General features: G+C 64.8%; 21 protein-coding genes. 11 read left to right on the top strand and 10 right to left on the bottom strand.

What is annotated here, in order from left to right; all coding sequences use genetic code 11:
• Window positions 1–5 precede the first annotated feature (5 nt).
• Genes CH294_RS02965 through CH294_RS02955 form a run of 3 tightly spaced genes read left to right on the top strand, consistent with a single transcriptional unit; the run spans window position 6 to window position 3,136 of the window.
• A complete protein-coding gene (locus CH294_RS02965) occupies window positions 6–1,226 on the top strand; it encodes a CoA transferase (RefSeq protein WP_037155079.1) in 1,221 nt (406 codons plus the stop codon).
• Window positions 1,227–2,150 carry a hydroxymethylglutaryl-CoA lyase gene (locus CH294_RS02960; RefSeq protein WP_094736946.1) on the top strand — a complete coding sequence of 308 codons (924 nt, stop codon included), beginning with the start codon at window positions 1,227–1,229 and terminating at the stop codon, window positions 2,148–2,150.
• On the top strand, window positions 2,147–3,136 hold the full coding sequence (locus CH294_RS02955) for a D-glycerate dehydrogenase (protein ID WP_094736945.1): 990 nt from the start codon (window positions 2,147–2,149) through the stop codon (window positions 3,134–3,136). Before CH294_RS02960 ends, CH294_RS02955 begins: the two co-directional genes overlap by 4 nt.
• Here CH294_RS02955 and CH294_RS02950 read toward each other — a convergent pair.
• Together CH294_RS02950 and CH294_RS02945 are read right to left on the bottom strand one after the other, a co-directional pair.
• The gene (locus tag CH294_RS02950; protein ID WP_032404346.1) at window positions 3,124–3,900 is read right to left on the bottom strand and encodes an IclR family transcriptional regulator; all 777 of its coding nucleotides are present in this window, start codon (window positions 3,898–3,900) and stop codon (window positions 3,124–3,126) included. The two genes, CH294_RS02955 and CH294_RS02950, sit on opposite strands and share 13 nt — an antisense overlap.
• Window positions 3,901–3,909: 9 nt before the next feature.
• Window positions 3,910–4,503, bottom strand: a complete 594-nt coding sequence (locus CH294_RS02945; RefSeq protein ID WP_037155084.1) for a TMEM175 family protein — start codon at window positions 4,501–4,503, stop codon at window positions 3,910–3,912.
• A gap of 38 nt (window positions 4,504–4,541) precedes the next feature.
• On the opposite strand from CH294_RS02945, the gene CH294_RS02940 reads away from it, so the two are divergent.
• Window positions 4,542–5,948, top strand: coding sequence for an APC family permease (locus CH294_RS02940; RefSeq protein WP_037155087.1), 1,407 nt, complete (start codon window positions 4,542–4,544; stop codon window positions 5,946–5,948).
• Here CH294_RS02940 and CH294_RS02935 read toward each other — a convergent pair.
• Window positions 5,942–7,384 (bottom strand): NAD(P)/FAD-dependent oxidoreductase, encoded by a 1,443-nt coding sequence (locus CH294_RS02935; RefSeq protein ID WP_094736944.1) that lies wholly within the window; start codon window positions 7,382–7,384, stop codon window positions 5,942–5,944. The two genes, CH294_RS02940 and CH294_RS02935, sit on opposite strands and share 7 nt — an antisense overlap.
• Before the next feature lie 29 nt (window positions 7,385–7,413).
• Here CH294_RS02935 and CH294_RS02930 point away from each other — a divergent pair, with 29 nt between their 5' ends.
• Window positions 7,414–8,172, top strand: coding sequence for an SDR family oxidoreductase (locus tag CH294_RS02930; RefSeq protein WP_094736943.1), 759 nt, complete (start codon window positions 7,414–7,416; stop codon window positions 8,170–8,172).
• Here CH294_RS02930 and CH294_RS02925 read toward each other — a convergent pair whose 3' ends face one another.
• From CH294_RS02925 to CH294_RS02915, 3 genes are read right to left on the bottom strand one after another with little or no spacing between them, the layout of a single operon-like run.
• Window positions 8,173–8,418, bottom strand: coding sequence for a DUF2630 family protein (locus tag CH294_RS02925; protein ID WP_032378297.1), 246 nt, complete (start codon window positions 8,416–8,418; stop codon window positions 8,173–8,175).
• Window positions 8,419–8,434: 16 nt separating this feature from the next.
• The gene (locus CH294_RS02920) at window positions 8,435–9,685 is read right to left on the bottom strand and encodes a hypothetical protein (RefSeq protein ID WP_094736942.1); all 1,251 of its coding nucleotides are present in this window, start codon (window positions 9,683–9,685) and stop codon (window positions 8,435–8,437) included.
• Window positions 9,682–10,446 (bottom strand): crotonase/enoyl-CoA hydratase family protein, encoded by a 765-nt coding sequence (locus tag CH294_RS02915; RefSeq protein ID WP_032404342.1) that lies wholly within the window; start codon window positions 10,444–10,446, stop codon window positions 9,682–9,684. Before CH294_RS02915 ends, CH294_RS02920 begins: the two co-directional genes overlap by 4 nt.
• 61 nt (window positions 10,447–10,507) lie before the next feature.
• Here CH294_RS02915 and CH294_RS02910 point away from each other — a divergent pair, with 61 nt between their 5' ends.
• Both CH294_RS02910 and CH294_RS02905 read left to right on the top strand, forming a co-directional pair.
• On the top strand, window positions 10,508–11,110 hold the full coding sequence (locus CH294_RS02910; RefSeq protein WP_032404341.1) for a TetR/AcrR family transcriptional regulator: 603 nt from the start codon (window positions 10,508–10,510) through the stop codon (window positions 11,108–11,110).
• Window positions 11,097–12,713 (top strand): acyl-CoA dehydrogenase family protein, encoded by a 1,617-nt coding sequence (locus CH294_RS02905; RefSeq protein WP_094736941.1) that lies wholly within the window; start codon window positions 11,097–11,099, stop codon window positions 12,711–12,713. The genes CH294_RS02910 and CH294_RS02905 overlap by 14 nt, the downstream gene beginning before the upstream one ends.
• Before the next feature lie 10 nt (window positions 12,714–12,723).
• On the opposite strand, the gene CH294_RS02900 is transcribed toward CH294_RS02905, so the two are convergent.
• Both CH294_RS02900 and pgi read right to left on the bottom strand, forming a co-directional pair.
• On the bottom strand, window positions 12,724–13,734 hold the full coding sequence (locus tag CH294_RS02900) for a hypothetical protein (RefSeq protein ID WP_094736940.1): 1,011 nt from the start codon (window positions 13,732–13,734) through the stop codon (window positions 12,724–12,726).
• 125 nt (window positions 13,735–13,859) lie between these two features.
• Complete coding sequence (gene pgi / locus CH294_RS02895) at window positions 13,860–15,509, bottom strand: glucose-6-phosphate isomerase (RefSeq protein WP_094736939.1); 1,650 nt, start codon at window positions 15,507–15,509, stop codon at window positions 13,860–13,862.
• Between the two features lie 83 nt (window positions 15,510–15,592).
• Here pgi and CH294_RS02890 point away from each other — a divergent pair, with 83 nt between their 5' ends.
• Window positions 15,593–17,044 (top strand): NAD-dependent succinate-semialdehyde dehydrogenase, encoded by a 1,452-nt coding sequence (locus CH294_RS02890; RefSeq protein WP_094737003.1) that lies wholly within the window; start codon window positions 15,593–15,595, stop codon window positions 17,042–17,044.
• Between the two features lie 44 nt (window positions 17,045–17,088).
• Here the strand turns inward: CH294_RS02890 and CH294_RS02885 are convergent, their stop codons facing one another.
• Complete coding sequence (locus CH294_RS02885; RefSeq protein WP_032378292.1) at window positions 17,089–17,379, bottom strand: chorismate mutase; 291 nt, start codon at window positions 17,377–17,379, stop codon at window positions 17,089–17,091.
• A 331-nt stretch (window positions 17,380–17,710) separates the two neighbouring features.
• Between CH294_RS02885 and CH294_RS02880 the strand changes: the two genes are divergently transcribed.
• Entirely contained in the window at window positions 17,711–20,200 is a 2,490-nt protein-coding gene (locus tag CH294_RS02880; RefSeq protein WP_037155096.1) for a UvrD-helicase domain-containing protein, read from the top strand.
• An 85-nt stretch (window positions 20,201–20,285) separates the two neighbouring features.
• Here CH294_RS02880 and CH294_RS02875 read toward each other — a convergent pair whose 3' ends face one another.
• Window positions 20,286–21,293, bottom strand: a complete 1,008-nt coding sequence (locus CH294_RS02875) for a M23 family metallopeptidase (protein WP_037155099.1) — start codon at window positions 21,291–21,293, stop codon at window positions 20,286–20,288.
• A 232-nt stretch (window positions 21,294–21,525) separates the two neighbouring features.
• On the opposite strand from CH294_RS02875, the gene CH294_RS02870 reads away from it, so the two are divergent.
• Together CH294_RS02870 and sucC are read left to right on the top strand one after the other, a co-directional pair.
• Complete coding sequence (locus CH294_RS02870; protein ID WP_094736938.1) at window positions 21,526–23,391, top strand: hypothetical protein; 1,866 nt, start codon at window positions 21,526–21,528, stop codon at window positions 23,389–23,391.
• A gap of 146 nt (window positions 23,392–23,537) precedes the next feature.
• Complete coding sequence (sucC, locus tag CH294_RS02865; protein ID WP_032377331.1) at window positions 23,538–24,701, top strand: ADP-forming succinate--CoA ligase subunit beta; 1,164 nt, start codon at window positions 23,538–23,540, stop codon at window positions 24,699–24,701.
• Window positions 24,702–24,709 lie beyond the last annotated feature (8 nt).

The following is a 24,709-nucleotide window of genomic DNA, read 5'->3' as shown; positions in this document are numbered from 1 at the left end:
ACACGATGGCACTGCCGCTCAGCGGAGTTCGAGTTCTCGAACTCGGCAACTACATAGCCGCACCCACTGCGGCGCGCATGCTCGCTGATTTCGGTGCCGAGGTGATCAAGGTCGAACGGCCGGGAACCGGAGACGAACTGCGTAACTGGCGGTTGTACTCGGGCACCACGTCGATGCTCTACCGCACGATCAACCGGAACAAGAAGTCGATCGTGCTGGACCTGCGCACCGAGCAGGGGCGTAAGGACGTCGTCGATCTCGCGGCGAAGTGCGACATCGTGCTCGAGAACTTTCGGCCCGGCACTCTGGAGAAGTGGGGCATCTCACCGGAGGTGCTGAGCGCAGCCAACCCCGAACTGATCATCACGCGTATCTCGGCCTTCGGGCAGACCGGCCCGATGTCGCAACGACCCGGATTCGCTGCTGTCGCAGAGGCATACGGCGGCTTCCGCAACCTCGTCGGTGATCCGGACCGGCCCCCGGTGCGAGTCGGTGTCTCGATCGGGGATTCGATCGCCGGTCTGTACGCGGCCTTCGGATGTGTCATGGCCCTGTTTCAGCGACAGACTCTGCGGGCGGCGCAGGCACCGGATCAGCAGACTCCGCTCACGCTGGCGCAACGTTCCATCGATGTCGCACTGAACGAGTCGATTCTGTCGATGATGGAATCGCTGATCCCGGACTACCTCGCCTACGGCGTCGAGCGCGAACGGACGGGCGGCCGGATGGAAGGCATCGCACCGTCGAACGCATACCCGTGCAACGACGGTCACTCGATCATCATCGCCGGCAACGGCGACGCCATCTTCCAGCGCTACATGGAGACCATCGACCGTCCCGATCTGGGAGCCGATCCGGACCTGGCGTCCAACGCCGGCCGATGGCGTCGACGCGACGAGTTGGACGCCGCTATCTCGGCCTGGACCGGATTGCACTCGCGCGAAGAGGCTTTGAAGATCCTCGACGCCGCCGGAGTGCCGTCGGGACCGATCTACACCGCGGCCGATATCGTCGCCGACGAGCAGTATGCCGCCCGCAACATGATCCAGCACTTCCAGGTCGACACCGGCGAGGACGAGCCGACCGACGTCGGATTCGTCGGTGTCGTTCCTGTGATCGGTGATACGTCTCTGCCGATTCGTTCGGTCGGACCGGATCTGGGCGAACACACCCGAGAAGTACTGTCGACCCTGCTCGGCCGCACCGACGAAGAGATGGGCCTGTAGATGTACCGATTCACCCCCGCCGCGGAGTTACGCGACGTCACGATGCGCGACGGACTTCAGCTCACCGGCAAGATGCTCTCCACCGAACGCAAGCTCGAGATCATCAGGGCGCTCATCGAACTCGGTGTACCGTCGCTCGAGATCGGGTCGATGGCACGGGGCGACAAGGTGCCGCCGATGGCCAACACACTCGAGGTCATCGGTGAATTGACCGCCGAGGAACTCGCGCGATGCTGGGTGTGGGTCGCCACTCCACGTCACGTCGAGAAGGCCGCCGCCGCCGGGGCCCGAAACTTTCAGTACTGCTTCTCCGCATCGGACTCACACAATCAGGCCAACATCGGTCGTACCACCGAGGTGTCACTGGCGGCCATGCCCGATGCCATCGACATCACGCGATCGGTGGGCGGTGAGATCGAGCTGTGCATCGCGACGTCCTTCACCTGCCCGTTCGAGGGACAGGTGCCGCCGGATCGGGTCATCGAGATCGCCAACGACGAACGAGCAATGGGCGCAACAGATATCGTCATCTGTGACACCCTTGGGCAGGCGGTGCCGGTGCAGGTGCAGTCGCTGATCTCGCGGGTGCGAGCCGAAACTCCCGATCGCAGAGTGGTGTTCCACGGTCACGACACCTGGGGCCTGGGCGTTGCGAACACTCTTGCCGCGATCTCCGCCGGAGCAACGATGGTCGACGGTTCGCTCGGCGGACTCGGCGGTTGTCCTTTCGCCCCCGGAGCCAGTGGTAACACCTCGTCGGAGGACATTCTGTTCGCGACGCGGCCGGACTGGTTCGAGCCGAAAACCCTTGCAGCCATGGCGACTCTGTCGGAGGAGTTGCTCACCGAATTGGGCGAGCCCATGAGGTCGAAAACAGTTCAGGGTGCACGGTCCGAGGCGCGCGCCTTCGAGTGGGTCGTATGAGTCGCATCCTCGTCACCACCGAGATCCCGGACCCGGGCATGGATATCCTGCGCGCCGCCGGGGAAGTGGACCTTCTGGAGGTCGATCACGAGCAGTTGGTCGCCGCCTGCTCCTCCGGGAAATACTCGGTCGTCGTGTCCCAATTGCGTGATCGGTTCGATGCGGAGCTGCTGGCCTCGGCATCACTCGTCGGGATCTCCAACTACGCTGTCGGATTCGACAACATCGACATTGCAGCCGCAACCGAACGCGGCATCACGGTCGCCAATACCCCCGGGGTGCTGACGGATTCGACGGCAGACATCGCGATGCTGCTCATCCTGTCCACTGCCCGCCGCGCCGTCGAGGCCGACGCGTTCGTCCGCTCCGGCTCGTTCACCGGATGGGAGCCGGAACTGCTTCTCGGCAGCGATGTCTCGGGTCGAGTGCTGGGGCTGGCCGGGTTCGGTCGTATCGCCCGCGCCACCGCGCGTCGAGCACTGGGTTTCGGCATGACGGTCAAGTTCTGTCCCCGCCCGCCCGACGACCGAGAGGTCTCCGACGACGAACTCGGGGAATTCGCGGGTCGCGTCGAGCACGCGTCCTGGGACGAGATCGTCACGACCAGCGACTTCCTCTCCCTCCATGTGCCGTTGTCGGATTCCACGCACCATCTGGTGGACGCGGACGTACTCGCGGCGATGAAGCCGTCGGCGATCGTGATCAACACTGCGCGGGGGCCGGTGATCGACGAGGCCGCTCTGGTGACCGCACTTCGCGAGGGCACCGTTGCCGCAGCAGGTTTGGACGTCTACGAGCGCGAGCCGGACCTCGAACCGGGGCTGGCGTCGCTACCGAACACGGTGTTGCTCCCACACGTGGGGAGCGCGACCGTGTCGGTGCGTTCGGAGATGGCTCGGCTGTGCGCCACCAATGCAGCAGCGATGTTCGGTGGTTCGATGCCACCGCATCCGGTGAATCCCGACGCGTGGGGTCACGCGGGGTAGCGTCCGCCCAGGGTTCTCGTGATCTGCTCGGCGTGGGAGATCAGCAGATCCACCCAGGCCTCGCACTGCAATTGCGGCATCCGCAGTGTCGGGCCACTGATCGTGACGGCACCGACGATGTCCGCAGCCGAGTCGAACACCGGAGCGGACAGGCCCGACGCTCCGGTCTCGCGCTCACCGGTAGTGATCGCATAGCCGTCGGACCTGGTCTGCGCCAACAACGCTCGCATCGTCTCTGCCTCGGTCACCGTCTGCTCGGTCATCGATTCGAGCTCGCGGGAGAGAACACGCTCGGCCAGTTCCGAATCCCAGGCCAGCAGGACGCGGCTGGCCGATCCCGCGCTGAGCGGGATGACCTTGCCTACGTACATGTCTCGTCGCAACGCATGTCGCGTCTCGGCGATCGCGACGCACACGCGATAGTTCTGTTCGGGCCGAAAGAAGCAGGCCGTTTCGGTCGTCAGATCGCGCATGTCCTTGAGTATCGGGTTGACGATCGACAGCACGTCGAGGTCCTTGGTCGCCGTCGCGGCCCAGTAGGCCATGCGCACCCCGATGCGAATGCGATCGCCGCTCCGGTCCAGAAATCCCTGCTGCACCAGATTGGTGACCAGACGCTGGACAGTCGAGGTCGGTAGTCCGGTGGTCTGTTGAATCTCGCCGAGGGTCAACGAGGGACGGTCGAACGAGAAGGCGTCGAGTATCTCGGTGATCTTGCCCAGCACCAGAAGCGGCTGTTGCTTCGACGTGCTCTCGGTGCTCACACGTCCAATCTACTTGGCCACTCGATCCTCGAGGCGGTTGATCGGCGCAGTGAGCAACAGAATCAGGAGCGACCACAGACCGAGCGGGGTGAACGACAGCCCGAGAGCCACCAGCATCAGTGTCGAGGTGATGGCTCCGTTGCGCGTGCTCGCGGACGTCGGGGTATCGCTCGCGACGATGTTCGGGTGCCGAGACACGATCACGTCGGCCACGAACATCGCGATGACCGACACCGCGATGGTCGCGACGTAGAGCGGTGACGCGCTCGCGTCGTAGCCGCTCTTCTCGGCGATCAACTTGGTGGGAAACGGCAGAAACACTATGGACAACAACCAGACGAAGTTCACCCACATCAGACTCCGGGTGTATCCGACCAGGTTTCGGAAGACACGATGGTGGCTCAGCCACTGCGAGAAGATGACCAGAAAGCTGAGTACGAATGCGAACAGCTCGACGCCGTGGTCACGCAGAATATCGACGAATTGTGCGCTTTCGTCCGGTTCGGCCAGCTCCACCAACGGCAGAATGAGCAATGTAGCGGCAATCGCGACCACGGCATCGCTGAAGTTGACCAGTCTGTCGAATCCACGCTCGTATTCCATGTCAGCATTCTGCTCCCTCTGCGAGTAGCGTCCCAACGATGTCCGAGCGACGTACTCTGACCACCGGACGCGTGGTATTTCTGGTGGTGGCTGCCGCGGCACCGATGGCAGCGATGATCGGTAATGTGCCGCTGGCTCTGATACGCGGAAACGGTGCCGGGCTGCCGGCTGCCTACGCGATCAGTGCCGTTGTGCTGCTGTGCTTCTCGGTGGGATTCGCGGCGATCAGCCAGCAGGTGTACAGCACCGGTGCGTTCTACACCTACATCGGTCTGGCGCTGGGGAAACCGCCCGGTGTTGCTGCCGCATACGTCGCAGTTGTCGCGTATACCTCGCTGGCGTGCGGGCTTTCGGGCGCATTCGGATATTTCACGCACCTGGTATTCGCTGATTCCGGTATCGACATTCCGTGGTACGTCTTCACGGCAGCCGCTGTCGTGATTGTCGCTTTTCTCGGCTTCCGAAATGCCGACCTCTCGGCCAAGGTGTTGGGAACGCTGATGGTGCTCGAGTTCGCTTTTCTGACAGTGTTCAACGTCCTGGTGGTAAGTGACAAGGGAACCGCGGCAGTGCCACTGGAGTCGTTCACCCCGACGCAGGTGTTCTCCGGATCGCTGGGGATAGCGATGATGTTCGCCTTCTCGAGTTTCATCGGATTCGAGTCTGCGGCACTGTACGGCGAGGAAACCAAGGATCCCAGGCGCAGCATCCCACGCGCGACGTTCATCGCGGTCACGCTCATCGCCGTCTTCTACGTGCTGACCAGTTGGATCATCGTCGGGGCCGCGGGCGGAGTCGACGCACCGGTCCTGGCCCAGACCGAACTGGGCAATCTTCTGTTCACGCTGGCGCAGCAGTACGGGGGGACCGTGCTGTACGACGGTACCGCGGTGCTGCTGTGCACCAGTGTGCTCGCGTCGTATCTCGCCGTGCACAACGCGGCCAGTCGATATCTGTTCGCCCTCGGGCGAGAGCGCGTACTTCCCGTGCGACTGGGCCGAATTCACCCGCGCCACTCGAGCCCGCACATCGGCAGCGTCACCGCCTCGGTCGTTGCTGCCGTGTCGCTGACCGCGTTCGCGGTGACCGGTGCAGACCCGTACCTGATCTACGCCGCAGGTGCCATCGGCCTCGGCACCCTCGGAGTGATCGCCCTTCAAGCCGCTGCGGCGCTGTCGGTGGTGGTGTTCTTCATCGGCCATCCGGATCGCTCACTGTGGCGCACCGGAATTGCCCCCGGCATCGGCTTCGCCGGGTTCATGACCGGATTGGTGCTTGCCGGAACGCATTACAGCATCCTGACCGGTTCCGATTCTGCGATCGTCAACGCGATTCCCGTGGTGCTGATCCTCGCGGCGATCCTCGGAGTCCTGGTGGCACTGCGCATCAGGCGTGCCGATCCGAAGACCTACGAGGGCATCGCCGCCGCCTACATGCGTCAGTGATCGGTTGTTCGACGAGCCTCGAGTAGCCGGAGCCAGATCTCGCTGACCGTCGGATACGACGGCACCGCATGCCACAGATCGTCGAGCGAGACCTTACCGACCACCGCGACAGTGGCGGCATGAACGAGCTCGGCGACGCCCGGCCCGACGAACGTCGCGCCCACTATCGTGTCGGTGGCGCGGTCGATCACCAGCTGCGCCCGCCCCGAGTAATCGTCCTGCTGCAGAGACGAACCCGCGACGGCGATGTCCTGCGCCACGATCTCGACGTCGATGCCTTCCTTTCGGGCCTTTGCCTCGGTCAGTCCGACGGACGCCACCTCGACGGGCGTGAACACCACCTGGGGAATCTGTCCGTGGTCCGCCGTGGCGCGGAACCGCTTCTGGTCCAGCGGCTTTCCTTCGGCCCTGGCGGCAATGACGTCACCGGCCACCCGGCCTTGGTATTTCCCCATGTGTGTCAGCGGCGCACGGCCGTTGACGTCACCCACTGCATACAGCCAGTCGTGACTCGGAACCGACAGGTGATCGTCGACGTCGATGTAGTGGCCCTCGTCGAGTCCGAGGCTCGACAGGCCGAGGTCAGAGCTCGCCGGAGTACGTCCCGCAGCGACGAGAACTTCGTCGGCGACCATCTCGCTACCGCCGACGACCAGAGTGACCTGGCCGCCGTGGATTCGTCCGATGCCGGTGGCGGCAGGGTTCTCTCGTGACACCGACTCGAGGGAGGCGTCGAGCATGATCGTTGCGCCGCGCTTCTTCAGAGCCTCGGCGACCAGTTCGCCGGCGAACGGTTCGGAACCGGCCAGCAGCGACGATCCGCGCACGATCATCGTCACCTTCGCTCCGAGAGAGAGCAACCAGGTGGCCGCCTCCGTCGCGACGACGCCACCGCCGATCACCGCGATGTGCCCGGGCGTCTCGTGAATGTTGGTGGCATCGCGGGAGATCCACGGCTGGGCATCGCGCAGACCGGGGGTCTTCGGTACCGATGCGGTGGTTCCGGTGGCGAGGACAACAGCGTGACGGGCAGTGAGTGTGCGGCCGTCGACCTCGACGGTCTTGATCCCGGTGAGTCGCCCATGGCCACGGATCACCGAGATGCCCGCCGACTCGGCCCACGTCACCTGCGAGGAGTCGTCCAGGCCGTGGGTGTAGGACTCGCGTCGGGCCAGAACAGCGTCGGCATCGAGGGGCTGATCACCGACCAATTCTTTGACTCCCGGCATGTTTCGCGCGGTGTCGAGAACCTCGCTCGGACGCAGCAGTGCCTTGCTGGGCATGCAGGCCCAATAGGAGCATTCACCGCCGAGTAGTTCGTGCTCGACGATCACTGCGGTGCGATCGCTGCCCTGTATTGCGTACTGTGCGGCGTTCTCGCCGACCGGGCCACCGCCGATAACGATGACATCGAATTCCGAGCTCTCTGGGGCCATCACTCCACAGTGACATAGGCTCGCCGTTTATGGCGACCACTCGGAACAAGATTCTGATCACCGGAGCGAGCTCGGGGCTCGGTGAGGAAATGGCCCGACGGTTCGCCGCCATGGGCCGCGATCTGGCGCTGTGTGCCAGGCGGGTGGAGCGACTCGACGAACTCCGCGTCGAGTTGATGCACCAGAACCCGAACATCACCGTCTCGGTCCGTGCCCTCGACGTCACCGATCACGATGCAGTGGGTGAGGTGTTCGGCACGTTGCGAGACGAACTGGGCGGACTCGATCGAGTCATCGTCAATGCCGGGCTCGGCAAGGGCGCGAAGATCGGCACCGGGAGGGCCGAGGCCAACCTGGAGACCGCGCGCACCAACTTCGTCGGTGCCCTGTCGCAGGCGGAGGCCGCACTCTCGATCTTCCGAGAGCAGAAGCGCGGGCACCTGGTGTTCGTTTCGTCGATCAGTGCAGACCGGGGACTGCCGGGAGCCAAGGCGGCCTACTCGGCGAGCAAGGCTGCCGTGGCCTCGCTGGGCGAATCGCTGGCGACCGAACTGGCGCGAACCGACATCGCCGTCACCACGTTGCTGCCGGGCTTCATCGCCACCGACATGTCCGCCAAGGCGGGCGACAGTGCCGCTCTCACAGCCACTCTGGACCAGGGTGTGACCGCCATGATCGACGAGATCGAGAGCGAAACTCGCCGCGCCGCGCTGCCCGGCCTCAAATGGCGAGGCATCGACGCGGCGCTGCGGTTTCTGCCGAACGTGCTGACGGATCGAATGGTCTGACTACTGCAAGTAGCCCTCGACCTGGTTGACGCTGTTGGCGGTTGCGGTATCGGGGTCCTTGCCCGCGTCGATGCGTGCGCGGCGCTGGCGCAGCAGGTCCCAGCACTGATCGAGGGCGTGCTCGAGGGAGGCCAATTCGGCCTTCTCGGTAGTCGGGTCGATGTCGCCGGCCTGGGTCTCGCTGCGGAGCTTGTGCTCGGTGGCGATGAGCTGCTGGATCTTGGTGTGGATATCGTGCTCGTTCATGGCGACCACGGTAGACCTACCAGGGTTTACCGGCCAGGTTTCGCGTCGCGAGAGCTCGTTGTACAGCCGATGCGAGCTCGGCCGACGAACCGACCAGGGCGTAGTCGGTGCACACGAGCGAGAGCGTGTAGTTGCCGTTCATTCGAGAGATGTAGGTCGACATTCTGATGGTGGACACTGCGCCCGACGGATTCGGGTGGATCGCCCGGGTGGCCAGCCCGCGTGATCGGTGGGGGCCGAGGGTGGTGACGGCACTCGGGATATCGCCGATGTTGGAGCACAACACTTCTCCGCGTCCCGGTGTCGACGTCAGCTTCGCGGCGATGCGGTGGGGGAGCAGCTGAACGATCTCCGGTGGATAGCCGGCCGGCGCTCCGACGGGAGCTCCGAATGCGGCCTTGCAGGCGATTCGGATGTCCGCGGGTGAGTCGCTTCCACGGACGGCGACGGTGGCCATCCCGATCGAGTTGGCATCACCGGATCCGGTGCGGAAGGGGATGTCGACGGTCACGGCGGGTGAACCGAGTTCGCTCATCGTGGCGGCCACAATGGAGACGAACAAGGAATTGGCCGAACCGCCAACGCTTTCTGCCGCCGAATCCCACTCTGCGGCATCGATATCGACGATCACCGCGTGCATCTGCCGCGCCCGGTGCGGGGCGACGCCACCGGTGTCGGCGGTGGTGAACGCACGCAGTTCGGCTCGGGCCTTCTTGCTGACCCACAACCTCGCCGTCGCTGCGATGGATCGAACGAGGACTTTCAGGATCATCGCGATCGCGTCTCGGGTATCCGAGCCTGGATGCGGGACGGGGACGGGCCTTGTGTCACCGGAGAATGCCTGTGCGGCAGCATCTATGAGACCCCGCGCATCGGCCAACGCGTGTGAGCAGACCAACGACACCACGGTGCCGCCGTGCGTGAGGGGAGCGGCCGTCAATCGCCAACCGGGACCGTACTGCGGGTCGAGTGGAACGTCGGCCTGGGTATCGGCCCATGCGATGACGTCGTCGACGGCATCGGTGCCGTACTCGAGCGGCAGCGACTCAGGTGAGATGTCCCAGCGGAGTCGGGCACCGGGTATGCGGGGGTTGCCGACTCTGCGGCCGAGTTGCCCGACGGCCAATTCTTGATGTACCCGGCCGAGTTCCTGCCTCGTCACCGTCTCGGTGGTACGCCAGATACCCTGCAGTGCAATGGGAATGCCATATCCGCGATGGGTGCGGAGGAAAATCTCGTCGATCACCGACAAGCGTGTCGAGATCACGGACTCGGGGTGCCGTGGCGTCCCGCGCCCGAGACGAACTTGCTCGCGCCCGAGAGCGCGTCGGCGGTGATCGAGATGGCACCATGTCGAAACTCGTTCTTCATCGCGGACTCCTCGTCGAGGCCGTCCTGCTCGAGAACGGACAATCGATCCTCGCGCATGCAGGTCTGGGGCAGCAGAGCGAGTTCGGCGGCCAAGGCCTCCGCTTCGGAGCGGGCCCGCCCCACCGGAACCACTCGGGTGATCAGTCCGATGTTCAGAGCTTCCTGGGCATCGACGGCGCGGCCCGTGAGGATCATGTCCATCGCCCGACCGGTACCGATGATGCGCGGCAATCGCACTGTGCCGCCGTCGATCAACGGAACACCCCACCGGCGGCAGAACACGCCGAACGTGGCGTCGTCCTCGGCGATACGCAGGTCGCACCACAGTGCCAGCTCGAGTCCGCCCGCGACGGCGTACCCGGAGACCGCCGCGATGACCGGCTTGGACAACCGCATCCGCGTCGGACCCATCGGGCCGTCACCGTGTTCGGTCGCGTGGTTCGAGCGGGATGTGCCGAGCGCCCCGAGGTCGGCTCCCGAGCAGAACGTGCCACCCTCGCCCCACAGCACTGCCACCGATGCGGCCTCGTCGGCGTCGAACTCCTCGAACGCCTGAATCAGCTCTTGGGCCGTGGGGCCGTCGACGGCGTTCCGCACCTCCGGGCGCGACAGAACGATTGTGGTGACGGGGCCTGATCGTTCGATCCGTACCGGCATGTCTGTGAACCCTACTCGAGTTCTCTTGCGTGAAGCAATGAATCAATGCTTCAATCCTTGCATGCCCTATCGCCGAACCCCCGCGGTGCAAGCCAGGCTCGACGCCGGCCGCGAGAAGCTGTTCGCTGCCGCCATCGAGGTGCTTTCGACGCACGGCTACGCAGGTCTGTCGATCGCGTCGGTCGCCGCGGCCGCGGGAGTATCCGCAGGCAGTGTCTACACCCACTTCGAGGGCAAGGCGGACCTGGTGGTCGCCATCTTCCGCGAGGTCTGCGGCCGTGAGGTCGCCGCGGTGGTCGCTGTTGCCGGGCATGGAAGCACCGCCGAGCGGGTGACGGCAGTGGTGGAGACCTTCGCCGGACGAGCCCTGAAGAACCGAACGATGGCATACGCGCTGCTCGCCGAACCGGTGGACCCCGCCGTCGACGCCGAGCGGTTGGTCTTCCGGCGGAAATTCACCGAGGCATTCGCCGACGCGATCGCGGCAGGCATCGCAGCCGGAGAGATCCCCGAGCAGGACGCAGCGATCTCGGCAGCAGGTCTGGTCGGTGCCGTCGGCGAAGTGCTGGTCGGTCCGTTGTCTTCACACGAATCCAAGGATCCGGTCCCGGGTCTGGTCGCATTGTCGTTGCGCGCGTTAGGAGTTCGAGATGGACACGCATGAGGTATTCAATCAGGCAGTCGACCTGAGCCCGTACGACACATCCGCGGACGCGTCGTTGCTCGACGGCCTGGCGCGGGCCGGTGGCGGCTGGGCGCTCGACGAGGTTCGGCAGTTGGGAGCCCTCGCCGGCGGAGTCGAGGCCCAGGAATGGGGGCGGCTCGCCAACGAGAACCCACCGGTGTTGAAGACTCACGATCGCTACGGTCATCGCATCGACGAGGTCGAATTCCATCCGCACTGGCACGATTTGATGACCGTCGCCGTCGAGCACGGACTGCATGCCAGCCCCTGGACCGACGATCGCGTGGGTGCACATGTTGCCCGCGCAGCGAAGTTCTACGTCTGGGGACAGGCCGAGGCGGGTCATATGTGCCCCATCTCGATGACCTATGCCGTCGTTCCGGCTCTGCGGCACAACCCCTCTCTGGCAGCACAATACGAGCCACTGTTGGCCTCGCGGGAATACGACTTCGGTCTGCGTGTCCCGTCCGAGAAACGCGGACTGATCGCCGGTATGTCGATGACCGAGAAGCAGGGCGGATCCGACGTCCGCGCCAACACCACCACCGCAACCCCGTCGTCGGACGGGACGTATTCGATCACCGGTCACAAGTGGTTCACCTCTGCGCCGATGTCGGACATGTTCCTCACCCTGGCGCAGGCACCGGGTGGGCTGTCGTGTTTCATGCTTCCGCGCGTCCTGCCCGATGGCACCCGTAACCGAATGATGCTGCAGCGCTTGAAGGACAAGCTGGGCAACAAGTCGAATGCATCCGGCGAGCTCGAGTACCACGGGGCGACCGGTTGGCTCGTGGGTGAAGAGGGCCGCGGCGTGCGCACCATCATCGAGATGGTCAACATGACGAGACTGGACTGCGTCATAGGATCTGCGGCGGGACTTCGTAACGCCACAGTCCGCGCGGTTCATCATGCTCGGCACCGAGCGGCGTTCGGCGCTCAGCTGATCGATCAACCACTGATGCGAAACGTGCTGGCGGACTTGACCATCGAATCCGAGGCCGCGACCGCCGCCATGATTCGTCTGGCGCAGGCCACCGACGGCTCGGCCCGCGGCGACGAGCAGGAGAGCGCACTGCGCCGAATCGCGTTGGCCATCACCAAGTACTGGGTATGCAAGCGGGCACCGGCACATGCCGCCGAGGCCCTCGAATGTCTCGGCGGCAACGGCTATGTCGAGGAATCGGGTATGCCTCGGTTGTTCCGCGAATCGCCGTTGATGTCGATCTGGGAAGGGTCGGGCAACGTCGCCGCACTCGATTCCCTGCGTGCATTGGCGCGGCAGCCGGACAGCGTCGAGGCCTTCTTCGGTGAGATCGGCCAGGCATCGGGCGAAGATTCTCGATTGGACGACGCCATCGCGCGTGTCGGGAAAGAACTCTCCGACACCTCGGACATGGAATACCGGGCCAGACGAGTCGTCGAACTGATGGCTCTGACCTTCCAGGGTGCGCAGCTGGTGATGCACGGGAATCCTGCTGTGGCCGACGCCTTCTGTGCCACTCGACTCGACCGCGACTGGGGCATCGCCTTCGGCACCCTGCCGACGGGAGTCGATACCTCAGCGGTGTTGGCGCGGGTGTGATGCCGCGGATCTACGCCCCTCGCTGGAATTCGCACCGCCTGTAGGGTGCGCATATTCCTACGAGCGCCGTAGATGTGGGGAGGGGTAGCTCGGCGTACCGTCCACTCGGCGGGCCGAGGACCACTGCGCGCCGATGGGCAGCATGAAGCCGGTCGATGATGACATGCGGAGTCGACAAGTCCCGCCAGTCGAATCTGAATACAGTCCTGCCCTGCTCGGCGAGTCGGTTGTGGCGATTCTTCTCTGCGATGACGGCTTTCCGTGGCTGCGGACCATACTTCTCTTCCCCGTCGAACTCGGCGATCACCTCGGCCAGGTCGGGAAACAGGAAGTCGGTACGGGCGATGCGTCGACCGCCTTCGTCGAAGATCGTCTGATTGGTCAGCGGAGTCGACACCGTCTGCAGGATCAGTCGCGATCGACTCTCGCCGACACTGTCGCTGCGCGCACTCATCATGCTGACAGCACGTCTGGCGCGTCCGGCACCACTTCTGTGTTGCGCTGCGTCGCAATACTTCTCGAGTTCCTTGATTGTGGTGAGGCCGTGGCGCAATGCCCGATCGCCGAAACACACTGCGACGTCGAGTGGATGAGTCCTGGCAATGTCGACGACTGTGCGCGCTGGGCGTGTGACGCGCATATCGTCGATATGGAGCCATTCATCGTCGAGTAATTCGGTGCCGTGGAGGAACCGGCGTCGACTGCGCTTGCCCGAGTGGCCGCGCGTCGTGGTCATCGTCACCGTGTCGAGCGGCAAGTTCCACACGTCGAGTCCGAGAACCACCGCGGCGGACACATGGCTGAGCACGACGTCGTCGCCGGAATCGGTATAGGTCGCCTGAGCCAGGAGGGCATGCTGCTGCGCAGAGTTCAGTGTCGCGAAAACGTCGCCTCGAACGAACCAGCCTCTACGGACTGCAACGATGGTCCTGTGTGCGCGTGCCCGACGAAGGTCGTCATCGGTGAAGCCCGACGCGAGCGCATCGGCACGGGTGAAGAGCCCACGTTGGTCGAAGTCCATGCTCGATTGGACGCACGGCCGCTCTGTTTGGATCCGCCGAGCGGCAATCTACGGCCCGTCCAGAGATCCGCACCGCCTGCAGGGTGCGCAGATTCCTACCAGGGCCGTAGATCCACCGACCGACCTCAGGCTGAGCGACCCCGCTGCGCCCGGTACCAGCGCACCAGGGAATCGGTCGATGAATCCGACTGTGCAGCAGGAGCTTCGGAGTCGGTGAGCACCGGTGTCAGTTCGAGGGCCTGAGTCTTGCCCAGTTCGACGCCCCACTGGTCGTAGGAGTCGACGCCCCAGATGACGCCTTCGACGAACACCTGATGCTCGTACAGGGCGATCAATTGGCCGACCACGGAGGGCGTGAGCTTCGACGCGAGAATCGAGGTGGACGGACGGTTGCCCGGCATCACCTTGTGCGGCACCACATCTGCCGGTGTGTCCTCGGCGGCGATCTCCTCGGCCGTTTTGCCGAAGGCGAGCACCTTGGTCTGGGCGAAGAAGTTGCTCATCAGCAGGTCGTGCATCGAGCCGGTGCCGTCGCGGGTGGGTAGGTCGTCGGTGGGTTCGGCAAATCCGATGAAGTCGGCAGGCACCAAACGTGTTCCCTGGTGCAGCAATTGGTAGAAGGCGTGCTGGCCGTTGGTGCCCGGCTCGCCCCAGAAGATCTCGCCGGTGGGTGTGGTGACGGGGGAGCCGTCGGCCTTGACGGACTTGCCGTTGGATTCCATCGTCAACTGCTGCAGGTACGCGGCGAAGCGGGACAGGTCGTTCGAATACGGAAGCACTGCACGGGTTTCCGCGCCGAAGAACGAGCTGTACCACAGGCCGATCAGGCCGAGCAGCACCGGTGCGTTCTCGGCGAGAGGCGTCAACCGGAAGTGCTCGTCGATCCGATGGAAGCCGTCCAGGAATTCGCCGAACGCCTCTTTGCCGACGACGGCCATGACCGACAGACCGATTGCCGAATCGACGGAATAGCGTCCGCCGACCCAGTCCCAGAAGCCGAACATGTTGGCGGTGTCGATGCCGAAATCCGCGACGCGCTCGGCGTTGGTGGACACGGCGACGAAGTGCTTGGCGACGGCGTCTTCACCGAGTGCGTCGACGAGCCAGCGACGGGCCGCGGTCGCGTTGGTCAGTGTTTCCAGGGTGGAGAATGTCTTGGACGCGATGATGAACAGCGTCGATGCCGGGTCGAGTCCGTCGAGTGCACCGACCAGATCGGCTGGGTCGACGTTGGAGACGAACTTGGCGGAAATCCCGGCGTCGGCGTAGTGCCGGAGCGCGTTGTAGACCATGACCGGTCCGAGGTCGGATCCGCCGATGCCGATGTTGACGACGGTGGAGATCTTGTCGCCGGTGGCACCGACCCATTCGCCCGAACGCACACGATCGGTGAATTCGCCCATAGCAGTGAGGACTTCGTGTACATCGGCGACGACGTCCTGGCCGTCGACGGTCAATGACGCGTCGGCCGGTAGACGCAACGCGGTGTGCAGAACGGCGCGGTCCTCGGAGGTGTTGATGTGCTCGCCCGAGAACATCGCGTCGCGCTTGCCTTCGACATCGGCGGTGCGGGCGAGCTCGACGAGCAACTCGACGGTCTCGCGAGTGATTCGGTGCTTGCTGTAGTCGATGTGAAGATCGGCGGCGTCGAGGGTGAATGTGTGCGCTCGGTCGGAGTCCTCGGCGAACAGTGTCCGAAGATGAGTATCGGCGATCGTGGAGTGGTGATCGGTCAGCTTCTGCCAGGCATCCGTGCCGGTGATATCGACGCTCATACGAACCAACAGTAATCCCGTGCCGAGTCGCGCGCGCGTCGTTTGTCGTTTGCGTCAGGCCCTGCGGAGGCATCATGGACGGTATGGACCAACGTGCATTGATCGAATCGATTCCGGCAAAACTGTGGATCGGCGGAAAGGCCGTCGACGCAGAGGGAGGCAAGACGTTCGCGGTGAACGATCCGGCGACCGGCAAGCCCCTGACCGAGGTGGCCGACGCATCGCCCGCCGACGCGATGAAGGCGCTCGACGCCGCGGCTGCGGCGCAGAAGAGTTGGGCGGCAACGCCTGCCCGCGAGCGCAGTGAGATTCTGCGAGCCGCGTTCGAGAAAGTCACCGAACGCGCCGACGACATCGCGCTGCTGATGACCCTCGAGATGGGTAAGGCCCTTGCAGAGTCGAAGGACGAAGTGAAATACGGTGCCGAGTTCTTCCGCTGGTTCGCCGAGGAAGCCGTGCGCATCGGCGGGCGCTACACCCCGGCTCCGGCGGGCAACGGTCGAATTCTCGTCACCAAGGCTCCCGTGGGCCCGGTGTTGGCGATCACCCCGTGGAACTTCCCGCTGGCGATGGGTACCAGGAAGATCGGGCCTGCTCTGGCCGCCGGCTGCACCATCGTCGTCAAGCCCGCCCGCGAGACCCCGCTGACGATGCTGCTGCTCGCGCAGATCTTCGACGAGGTCGGCTTGCCCGAAGGTGTGCTCTCGGTACTGACGACGTCGAAGTCCGGCGACGTCACCGGACCACTTCTCGAAGACCCACGCTTGCGGAAACTCACGTTCACCGGCTCGACGGGAGTCGGTAAATCGCTCGTCGAGAAATCTGCGACGAGGTTGCTGCGGACGTCGATGGAACTGGGTGGCAATGCCCCGTTCGTAGTGTTCGACGACGCGAACATCGACGACGCGGTGGACGGCGCGATGCTGGCGAAGATGCGCAACGGCGGAGAGGCCTGCACCGCGGCGAACCGGCTGCACGTGCACAACAGCGTTCGCGAAGAGTTCACCAACAAGTTGGTGGCGAAGATGTCCGAGATGAAGCTCGGACCCGGCGTCGACCCCGACACCAAGCTCGGGCCACTGATCAACGCAGATCAGCTCGAAACCGTGCAAGAGCTCGTCGACGATGCAGTGCAGCAGGGAGCGACGGTCGCGCTCGGCGGTACCGCACCGGGCGGAGATGGGTACTTCTACCCGGCGACCGTGCTCACCGACGTGCCAGCCGAGGCCAGGATCCTGAAAGAGGAAGTGTTCGGGCCTGTCGCTCCCATAGTCGGCTTCGACACCGAGCAGGAAGGTATCGACGCAGCGAACGCCACCGAATACGGCCTGGCGTCGTACATCTACACCGAGAACCTGGACCGCGCACTACGGGTGGCCGACGCCATCGACAGCGGAATGGTGGGCGTCAACCGCGGAGTGATCTCGGACGCGGCTGCGCCGTTCGGTGGAGTCAAGGAATCGGGATTCGGCCGTGAGGGCGGATCCGAGGGCATCGAGGAATACCTCGAGACCAAGTACATCGCGTTGAAGTAGAACGTCGGTTGGGCGTGCATCCGCGCGCCCAACCGAGGGGTCTATCAGTGTCCGAGGCGACCGCGACCGAGGCGGAGCAGGAGCATGGCCAACGTGTGGCCTTCCTGACCGAGGCTGCTGAAACGCTCGAGGACCTTCATCTCGCGGCTGTGCACCAGGCGCGGACCACCGGAGGCCATGCGGGTGCGGCCGATGATCTGCGAGACCTCGGAGCGACGCTTGATTGCCGTCAGGATCTCGGCATCGAGGCGGTCGATTTCCTGGCGCAAATCGTTGATCTCGGCCTCGCTGGAAGGCACTGCAATCTCTGAGTCGATCTTCGTCGTCATGGCCATCGTCTCTCCTCGGGTCACATCTTGGATCGCTGCGTCGTCCGTCACCGTTACGCCTTTCGTATTCGGAGCTGCATCGCTCGGCGGCTCGGTTCCCGGCTCGAATTTCCTGCCCGGACCTTCGAGCCCCCGCCTGGAACCAGGGGCGTTGCGTCTATCGACAGGCTCCCGTACGTGTGGCTGAGGAGCGGCCGACCCGACGCAGGCGATGACGTACGGTTTTTTCGATCACCGATCCAGTGTGCCACGGGCCGACCGTCCTGAAAAGTCATCCGTCGAGGCCGGGACCACGCGATGTGGGTTTGTCGGTACGCGCCGGTAACCTGACCTGACGATGAACACATTCCTCCAAGGCCTCGCGTCCCGTAAGAATGCTGCGTCCGACGCGTTGTTGGAAGGGCTCAATCCCCAGCAGCGTGAGGCCGTTGTGCACACCGGATCGCCGCTGCTCATCGTGGCTGGAGCCGGTTCGGGCAAGACAGCGGTGCTGACGCGTCGTATCGCGTATCTGCTCGCCGAGCGCGGGGTGTCCCCAGGTCAGATTCTGGCCATCACGTTCACCAACAAGGCCGCCGCGGAGATGCGCGAGCGAGTCGCCGGTCTGGTGGGACCGCGAGCGAATGCGATGTGGGTATCGACGTTCCACTCGAGTTGTGTGCGAATTCTGCGGGCCCAGGCAGCGCTGCTGCCCGGGCTGAACTCGAACTTCTCGATCTACGACGCCGACGACTCGCGCCGATTGCTGACGATGATCTCCAAGGATCTGCAGATCGACACCAAGAAGTTCTCGGCGCGGCTGCTCTCGACGGCGATCTCCAACCTCAAGAACGAACTGATCGGCCCGGACAAGGCCACCGAGGACGCCGACGGCGACCCTGCCGAGCTGCCGCGGCTCGTCGCGAAGGTCTATCGCATCTATCAGCAGCGTCTGCGCGCGGCCAACGCCATGGACTTCGACGACCTCATCGGCGAGACAGTGGGAATTCTGCAGGCCTTCCCGCAGGTGGCCCAGTACTACCGCCGCAGATTCCGGCACGTGCTGGTCGACGAGTATCAGGACACCAACCACGCTCAGTACATGCTGGTGCGAGAGCTGGTGGGCACTCCCGATGCCGACGGAGCGCTCGAGGGCACCGTCGCTCCGGGAGAGCTGTGTGTGGTGGGCGATGCTGATCAGTCCATCTACGCCTTCCGCGGCGCGACCATCCGCAACATCGAGGAATTCGAACGCGACTACCCCGACGCTCGCACTATCTTGCTCGAGCAGAACTACCGGTCGACGCAGAACATTCTCTCGGCCGCCAATGCCGTGATCTCTCGCAACATCGGTCGCCGCGAGAAGAAGTTGTGGACCGACACCGGCGAGGGCGAGCTGATCGTCGGCTACGTCGCAGACAACGAGCACGACGAGGCGTCGTTCGTGGCCTCGGAGATCGACCGACTCGTCGACGGCGGAGATGTGCGCTTCGACGAGGTCGCAGTGTTCTATCGCACCAACAACTCCTCGCGTGCGCTCGAAGAGATATTCATTCGACTCGGTCTGCCGTACAAGGTCGTCGGCGGCGTCCGGTTCTACGAGCGCAAGGAAGTCCGGGACCTGGTTGCATATCTGCGGGTGCTGTCCAACGAGGACGACACCGTCAGCATGCGACGCATCCTGAACACCCCGCGCCGAGGTATCGGCGATCGTGCCGAGGCGTGTGTCGCCGTCCACGCGGAGCAACGTGACATCAGCTTCTCGCGCGCCTTGCACGACGCGGCCGCGGGCAAGGTGGCGTTGCTCAACTCGCGGCAGCAGAAGTTGATCGCACAGTTCATGGAATTGCTCGACGAACTGCGCGCGGTACTCACCGCGACCGACGGCGACGGAAACGACATCGCAGATATCGGTGATGTTGTCGAAGCCGTTCTCGACCGCACCGGCTACCGCGCCGAACTCGAAGCCAGCAGTGATCCGCAGGACGGTGCACGCCTGGACAATCTCAACGAACTTGTGAGCGTGGCAAGGGAGTTCACGTCCGAGGCGCGAAACCAGGCGGCGGTGGCGGAGGAAGCGCTCGAGACAGGCGACGACCGAAGCGAGGACGACGGTGGCGTCGACGGGCTGGCCGAACCGGGGTCGCTCGCGGCGTTCCTCGAACGGGTCTCCCTGGTGGCCGATACCGATCAGATTCCCGACTCGGGCACCGGAGTCGTCACATTGATGACGCTGCACACCGCGAAGGGCCTGGAGTTTCCGGTCGTCTTCGTGACCGGCTGGGAGGACGGCCAATTCCCGCACATGCGAGCACTGGGTGACCCCAACGAACTGTCCGAGGAACGACGCCTGGCATACGTGGGCATTACTCGCGCACGGCAGCGGCTCTATCTCACGCGCGCGATCATGCGGTCGGCGTGGGGCCAGCCTATCGCGAACCCGGAATCGCGCTTCCTGCAAGAAGTCCCGCAACACCTGATCGATTGGCGACGTGAGGATCCCGGCACCGGCGGCGGCCGCGCGATCGGCGGTGGGAGATCCGGCAGCTACGGCTCGAACAGTTACGGCTCGGGCGGTGGTTACGGCTCGAACAGCTATGGCTCGGGTGGTTACGGCGGCTCCTCGTCACGCGGCCAGAGCTCGTCGCCCAGCTTCGGTGCCGCCAAGGGGCGCAACTCCAATCTTGTACTCGCCGTCGGTGATCGAGTCAGTCACGACAAGTACGGACTGGGTACGGTGTTGGAATCGACCGGTGCCGGCGTCAAGGCGATGGTCCTGATCGACTTCGGCTCGGCCGGCCGCGTCAAGATGATGCTCATCGGCGGCGTCCCGATGACCAAGCTGTAGAGACCAAGCTGCAAAACCCCCGACAACGCGAAAGCCGGGCCCTGCGAGAGCGGGGTCCGGCTTGTTGTGCAGTAGTGGAAGAGACTCAGTCCATTTCGGGTCCGAGGGAGATTCCTCGGGAGGCGAGCCAGGGGAGCGGGTCGATCTTGACTTCGCCCGGGAGGTGGACCTCGAAGTGCAGGTGCGGTCCGGTGGAGAAGCCGCGGTTGCCCATACGTGCGATCTGATCGCCGGCCATGACATCCTGGCCGACGGTGACGAGCGTGCTGTCGATGTGGCCGTACACGGTGATCGTGCCGTCGGCGTGCTGCAGTCGTACCCACATGCCGAAGCCTGCGGCCGGACCGGAGTCGATGACCTTGCCGTCGGCGACGGCGTAGATCGGAGTTCCGATGGCGTTGGCAACGTCGACACCGGCGTGGAGAACGCCCCATCGAGTACCGAAGTTGGAGGTGTAGGTGCCCTGCGCGGGGAGGGCGAACAGGGGCCGGCGGGCGGCTGCTTCACGTGCAGCACGCTCTTCGCTGAAGCGCTGGCCCTTGGCGAGCAAGTCGTTGAACTGGCTCAGATCGGCCGGTGCAGCGACGCTGAGAATCTGCGGTGCCTGCGACGGCGTTGCGCTCGACGAATCTGCGTCGAGTTCCGACGTCTGCGGGGCAGTGGTGGCCGCGACTGCGGCGGCGGGTGCTTCACCGGCGGCGAGCGCGTACTCGGAGGTGGCGACTGCGGTGGGCGAGTCGTCGTTGATGACGGCCTGGCCTGCAGCTACGACAGCACCGGCAGCCACGGCGAGTACAGCAGCGCGGCCTTTGAGGGCGGTGGGGGGAAGCGGGATTCGGTGTGCGCCGCCGCGACGGGCCACGGGGGTAGCGTCTGCGGTGGTCGCGAACGTCGTGACGACGGTCGGTGCTTCGTCGGGTGCTACGTAGGCGGTGTCGACGTATTCGGCCTCGGCGTACTGGTACGCGGGGTAGGAGTAAGCGTCGTACGCGCCGTTGTCGTCGGCAGGCTCGTAGCTGTAGACCGTGGTCGCTTCTTCAGCGGCGGGTCGAGAGAACCGGCTGGAGGTGAAGGACGCACGGTGTTGCTGCAAGACCTACAACCTCCGTTATCCGTGACCTGGCCGTTACTGAAAGACTCGGCAGACGGTAACGAAATGATTGCGGGGCGCGCAAGTTAACAGCCCAAACTGGGAGGATATGTGAGATGGCTCACAGGCCGACCAGTGTTTATGCCGTGAGGAGCCACATCCGTAATCGGACACCCGGAGTGCATGAAGCAACAGTAACGGTGTCCACGTCCGTCGAGCCGATACCGTGATCCGAATGCCGACTCCCACCTTCGACGACTCGTCCGCCCGCGGTTCCGAGCGTGCGGAACCGCAACGAATCGAGCCGCTCGATGGGCCGGGCGACAGAGCGGACGATCCGTCACCCACGTCGCGCGTCGCGGTTGCACTCGTCTTCGCTCTGATCGCAGCAGCTGCCGCGGTGGCGGCCCCACTCGTCGGCGTCGTCCGAAGCGTCGACGGTTCGCCGGTGGGAAGCGGCGCCGCGTCGGCCGCGGTTGTTGCCGTCGCTCTTCCGATCCTGGTTGCCGTCGCAGCGGCGGTGGGTGCTGCCACGAGGCGTATCGAATTCGCCGCGGCACTCCTGGCCGGGTACGGCGCGGTGGCTCTCGGAATCACGCTGCTGGACATCGCTCTGCTGTCGGATCCGATCGACTCGAATCGGCTCGAGCTCTTTCGTCCCCTGAGCGCCGCCATGCTCGACTCCACCACTGGTGCCCAGATTCTGCTCGTCGGTCACGCAGCGTCGGTGCTGGCGGGCGTTGCGGGGTGGTCCGCGGTGCATCGCGCCGGGCTCGGTGACGGGTACGGCCACTCGGTCTATTCCGAGCATGTGGGGCGCGCGTCGGCGGGTCGGGTCGGTTCGTTGCTGGGGGCGTTGCTCGGCGCGTTCGGTGTGCTCGCGGCCGTCGCGGCGTTCTCGTCGCTGTACCGCTCGGAGGACCCGGTGGTGATCGTCACCGCCGTCGTGGAATCGCCGGTGTTCGTCGCCGTGGGATCCGGGGTCGTCGGCGTCGCGGCACTCGTGGTGGTTGCGTCGGCGCTGGCCTCGCTGTCGCCGCTGGTGGCCTCGGGTGCGTCCGTCGGAGCCGGACTCGGAGTGCTGGGGTTCGCGGGCGTCGGTTTGCTCGCCGGACTGAGCACCGGCGCTCGGGTGAGCGCCGGGCCCGGGGCCTATCTGGGGACGGCGGCCGGAATCGGGTTGCTGGTCTGCGGCGCAGCGCTCGCACCCGTCGCCGCTGCCCGAGACCGGCGCGCGCTGCAGCGAGCGCAGGAACGCGAGGCGGGTGCGCGAAGTGCCCGCGGCGTCGCTGGTCCAGGAGCGACCAGATGGCATGCCGCAGCAGGCAGTGCAGGCGTTCTCGCCGGCGCGCTGTTCGTCGTCGGATCGTTGCTGCCGATTCTCGAGACCGACTCGGGCACCGCCGTGCCGCAGATCCTGGCCACCCGGGTGGTGTTGGTCGCCGGCTTCGTGATGATTCTGGGTTCGGTGCCGCTGATGTTCTCCGAGTTCGCCTCTGCTGCACGCCCGTTCGTGGCCTTGTTCTGGCTCGGCGCGGTGTCGGCGGCGGCTTCGGTGTTGCAATCGGTCGTGCTTGCCGAGGACGTGGACGGAGTCGGCACCGGCATCGGCGCTCTCGCGATCATCGCGGGCGTCGTCGCAGCGGCAGTCACCGGACTCCTGGCACTGTTCGCCGGATCGGCCGAACGCGACGATGTCGACACATCCGCGGACGTGTCGACGGACGGCGTCGTGCTGGGTGTCGGGTTGCTCGGTGCCGCACTTCTCGCGATCGGCTTGGCGCTGCCGCTGTATCGGGGTAGCGACGTCACCGCGGCAACCGTCACCGAATTTCCGTGGGGTTGGGATACCTGGGGGCAGATGGTGCTCGCTGTCGGCATCGTCGTCGCAGCCCTCGTCGCCGCACGTGCTCGGGCCGCGCGCGGCTCAGTTCTGCTCGCGGCAGCAGCGGTCGCAGGCATCGTTCATCTCGCGTCCTGGCCGCTGACATCTGCGCGTGCAACGGATCCGGTGATGGGGCCCGCCGTACTGCCGTTGGTGGTGGGAATCGTCGTTCTCGGTGTCGCTGCGGCACTTTCGGCCCGCCGCGCCGATCGGTGACGGCCATTTCATCGCGCCCTCGGCGGTGAGATAGGCCACATAGCATGCATGCGCCCGATGCGCCGTCGGGGCACCTGGATAAAGTCCATGCTCAGACCCGCTCACACCCCTGGAGCGGGCGTCAACGTAGACGAGACGGTGAGCTGATGGATCTCTTCGAATACCAGGCGAAGGAATTGTTCGCCAAGCATGGCGTACCCACCTCCGCCGGTCGTGTCACCGACACGGTCGCCGGAGCAACACAGATTGCCGAAGAAATCGGCAAGCCAGTAATGGTCAAGGCACAGGTCAAGGTCGGCGGCCGCGGCAAGGCCGGCGGAGTCAAGTACTCCAAGGACGTCGCAGCAGCCACCGAGAACGCAGAAGCGATTCTCGGACTCGACATCAAGGGCCATGTCGTCAAGAAGCTTCTCGTTGCAGAAGCCTCCGACATCGCCGAGGAGTACTACATCTCCTTCCTGCTCGATCGCACCAACCGCACCTACCTCGCGATGTGTTCGGTCGAGGGTGGAGTGGAGATCGAGGTGACGGCGGAGGAGAACCCCGACGCACTCGCACGTATCCCGGTCGACGCAGTCAAGGGCGTCGACCTCGCTTTCGCTCGTGAGATCGCCGAGAAGGGCAAGCTGCCCGCCGAGGTGCTCGACGCCGCTGCGGTGACCATCCAGAAGCTGTGGGAGGTCTTCATCAACGAAGACGCTCTCCTGGTCGAGGTCAACCCGCTGGTTCGCACCCCCGACGATCAGATCCTGGCCCTCGACGGCAAGGTGACGCTCGACGCCAACGCAGACTTCCGCCAGGCCGGCCACGCCGAGTTCGAGGACAAGGACGCAGCCGATCCCCTCGAGGCCAAGGCCAAGGAGAACGACCTCAACTACGTCAAGCTCGACGGTCAGGTCGGAATCATCGGAAACGGTGCAGGACTTGTCATGTCGACCCTCGACGTCGTCGCATACGCAGGCGAGGCACACGGCGGCGTCAAGCCCGCCAACTTCCTCGACATCGGCGGCGGAGCGTCGGCCGAGGTCATGGCCGCAGGCCTCGACGTCATCCTCGGTGACGAGCAGGTCAAGAGCGTGTTCGTCAACGTCTTCGGTGGCATCACCGCTTGTGACGCCGTCGCCAACGGCATCGTCGGCGCGCTGAAGAAGCTGGGCGACGACGCCAACAAGCCGCTGGTCGTCCGTCTCGACGGCAACAAGGTCGAAGAGGGCCGCAAGATTCTCGCCGACGCCGCGCACCCGCTGGTGACGCTCGCCGGAACCATGGACGAGGGCGCCGACAAGGCCGCCGAGCTGGCAGCGAAGTAGAGGAAACA

This window comes from Rhodococcus sp. 14-2483-1-1, from assembly GCF_002259335.1.
GTDB lineage: Bacteria > Actinomycetota > Actinomycetes > Mycobacteriales > Mycobacteriaceae > Rhodococcoides.
Note: the sequence above shows the minus strand (reverse complement) of the source record. Positions and strands in the feature narration are given on the sequence as shown.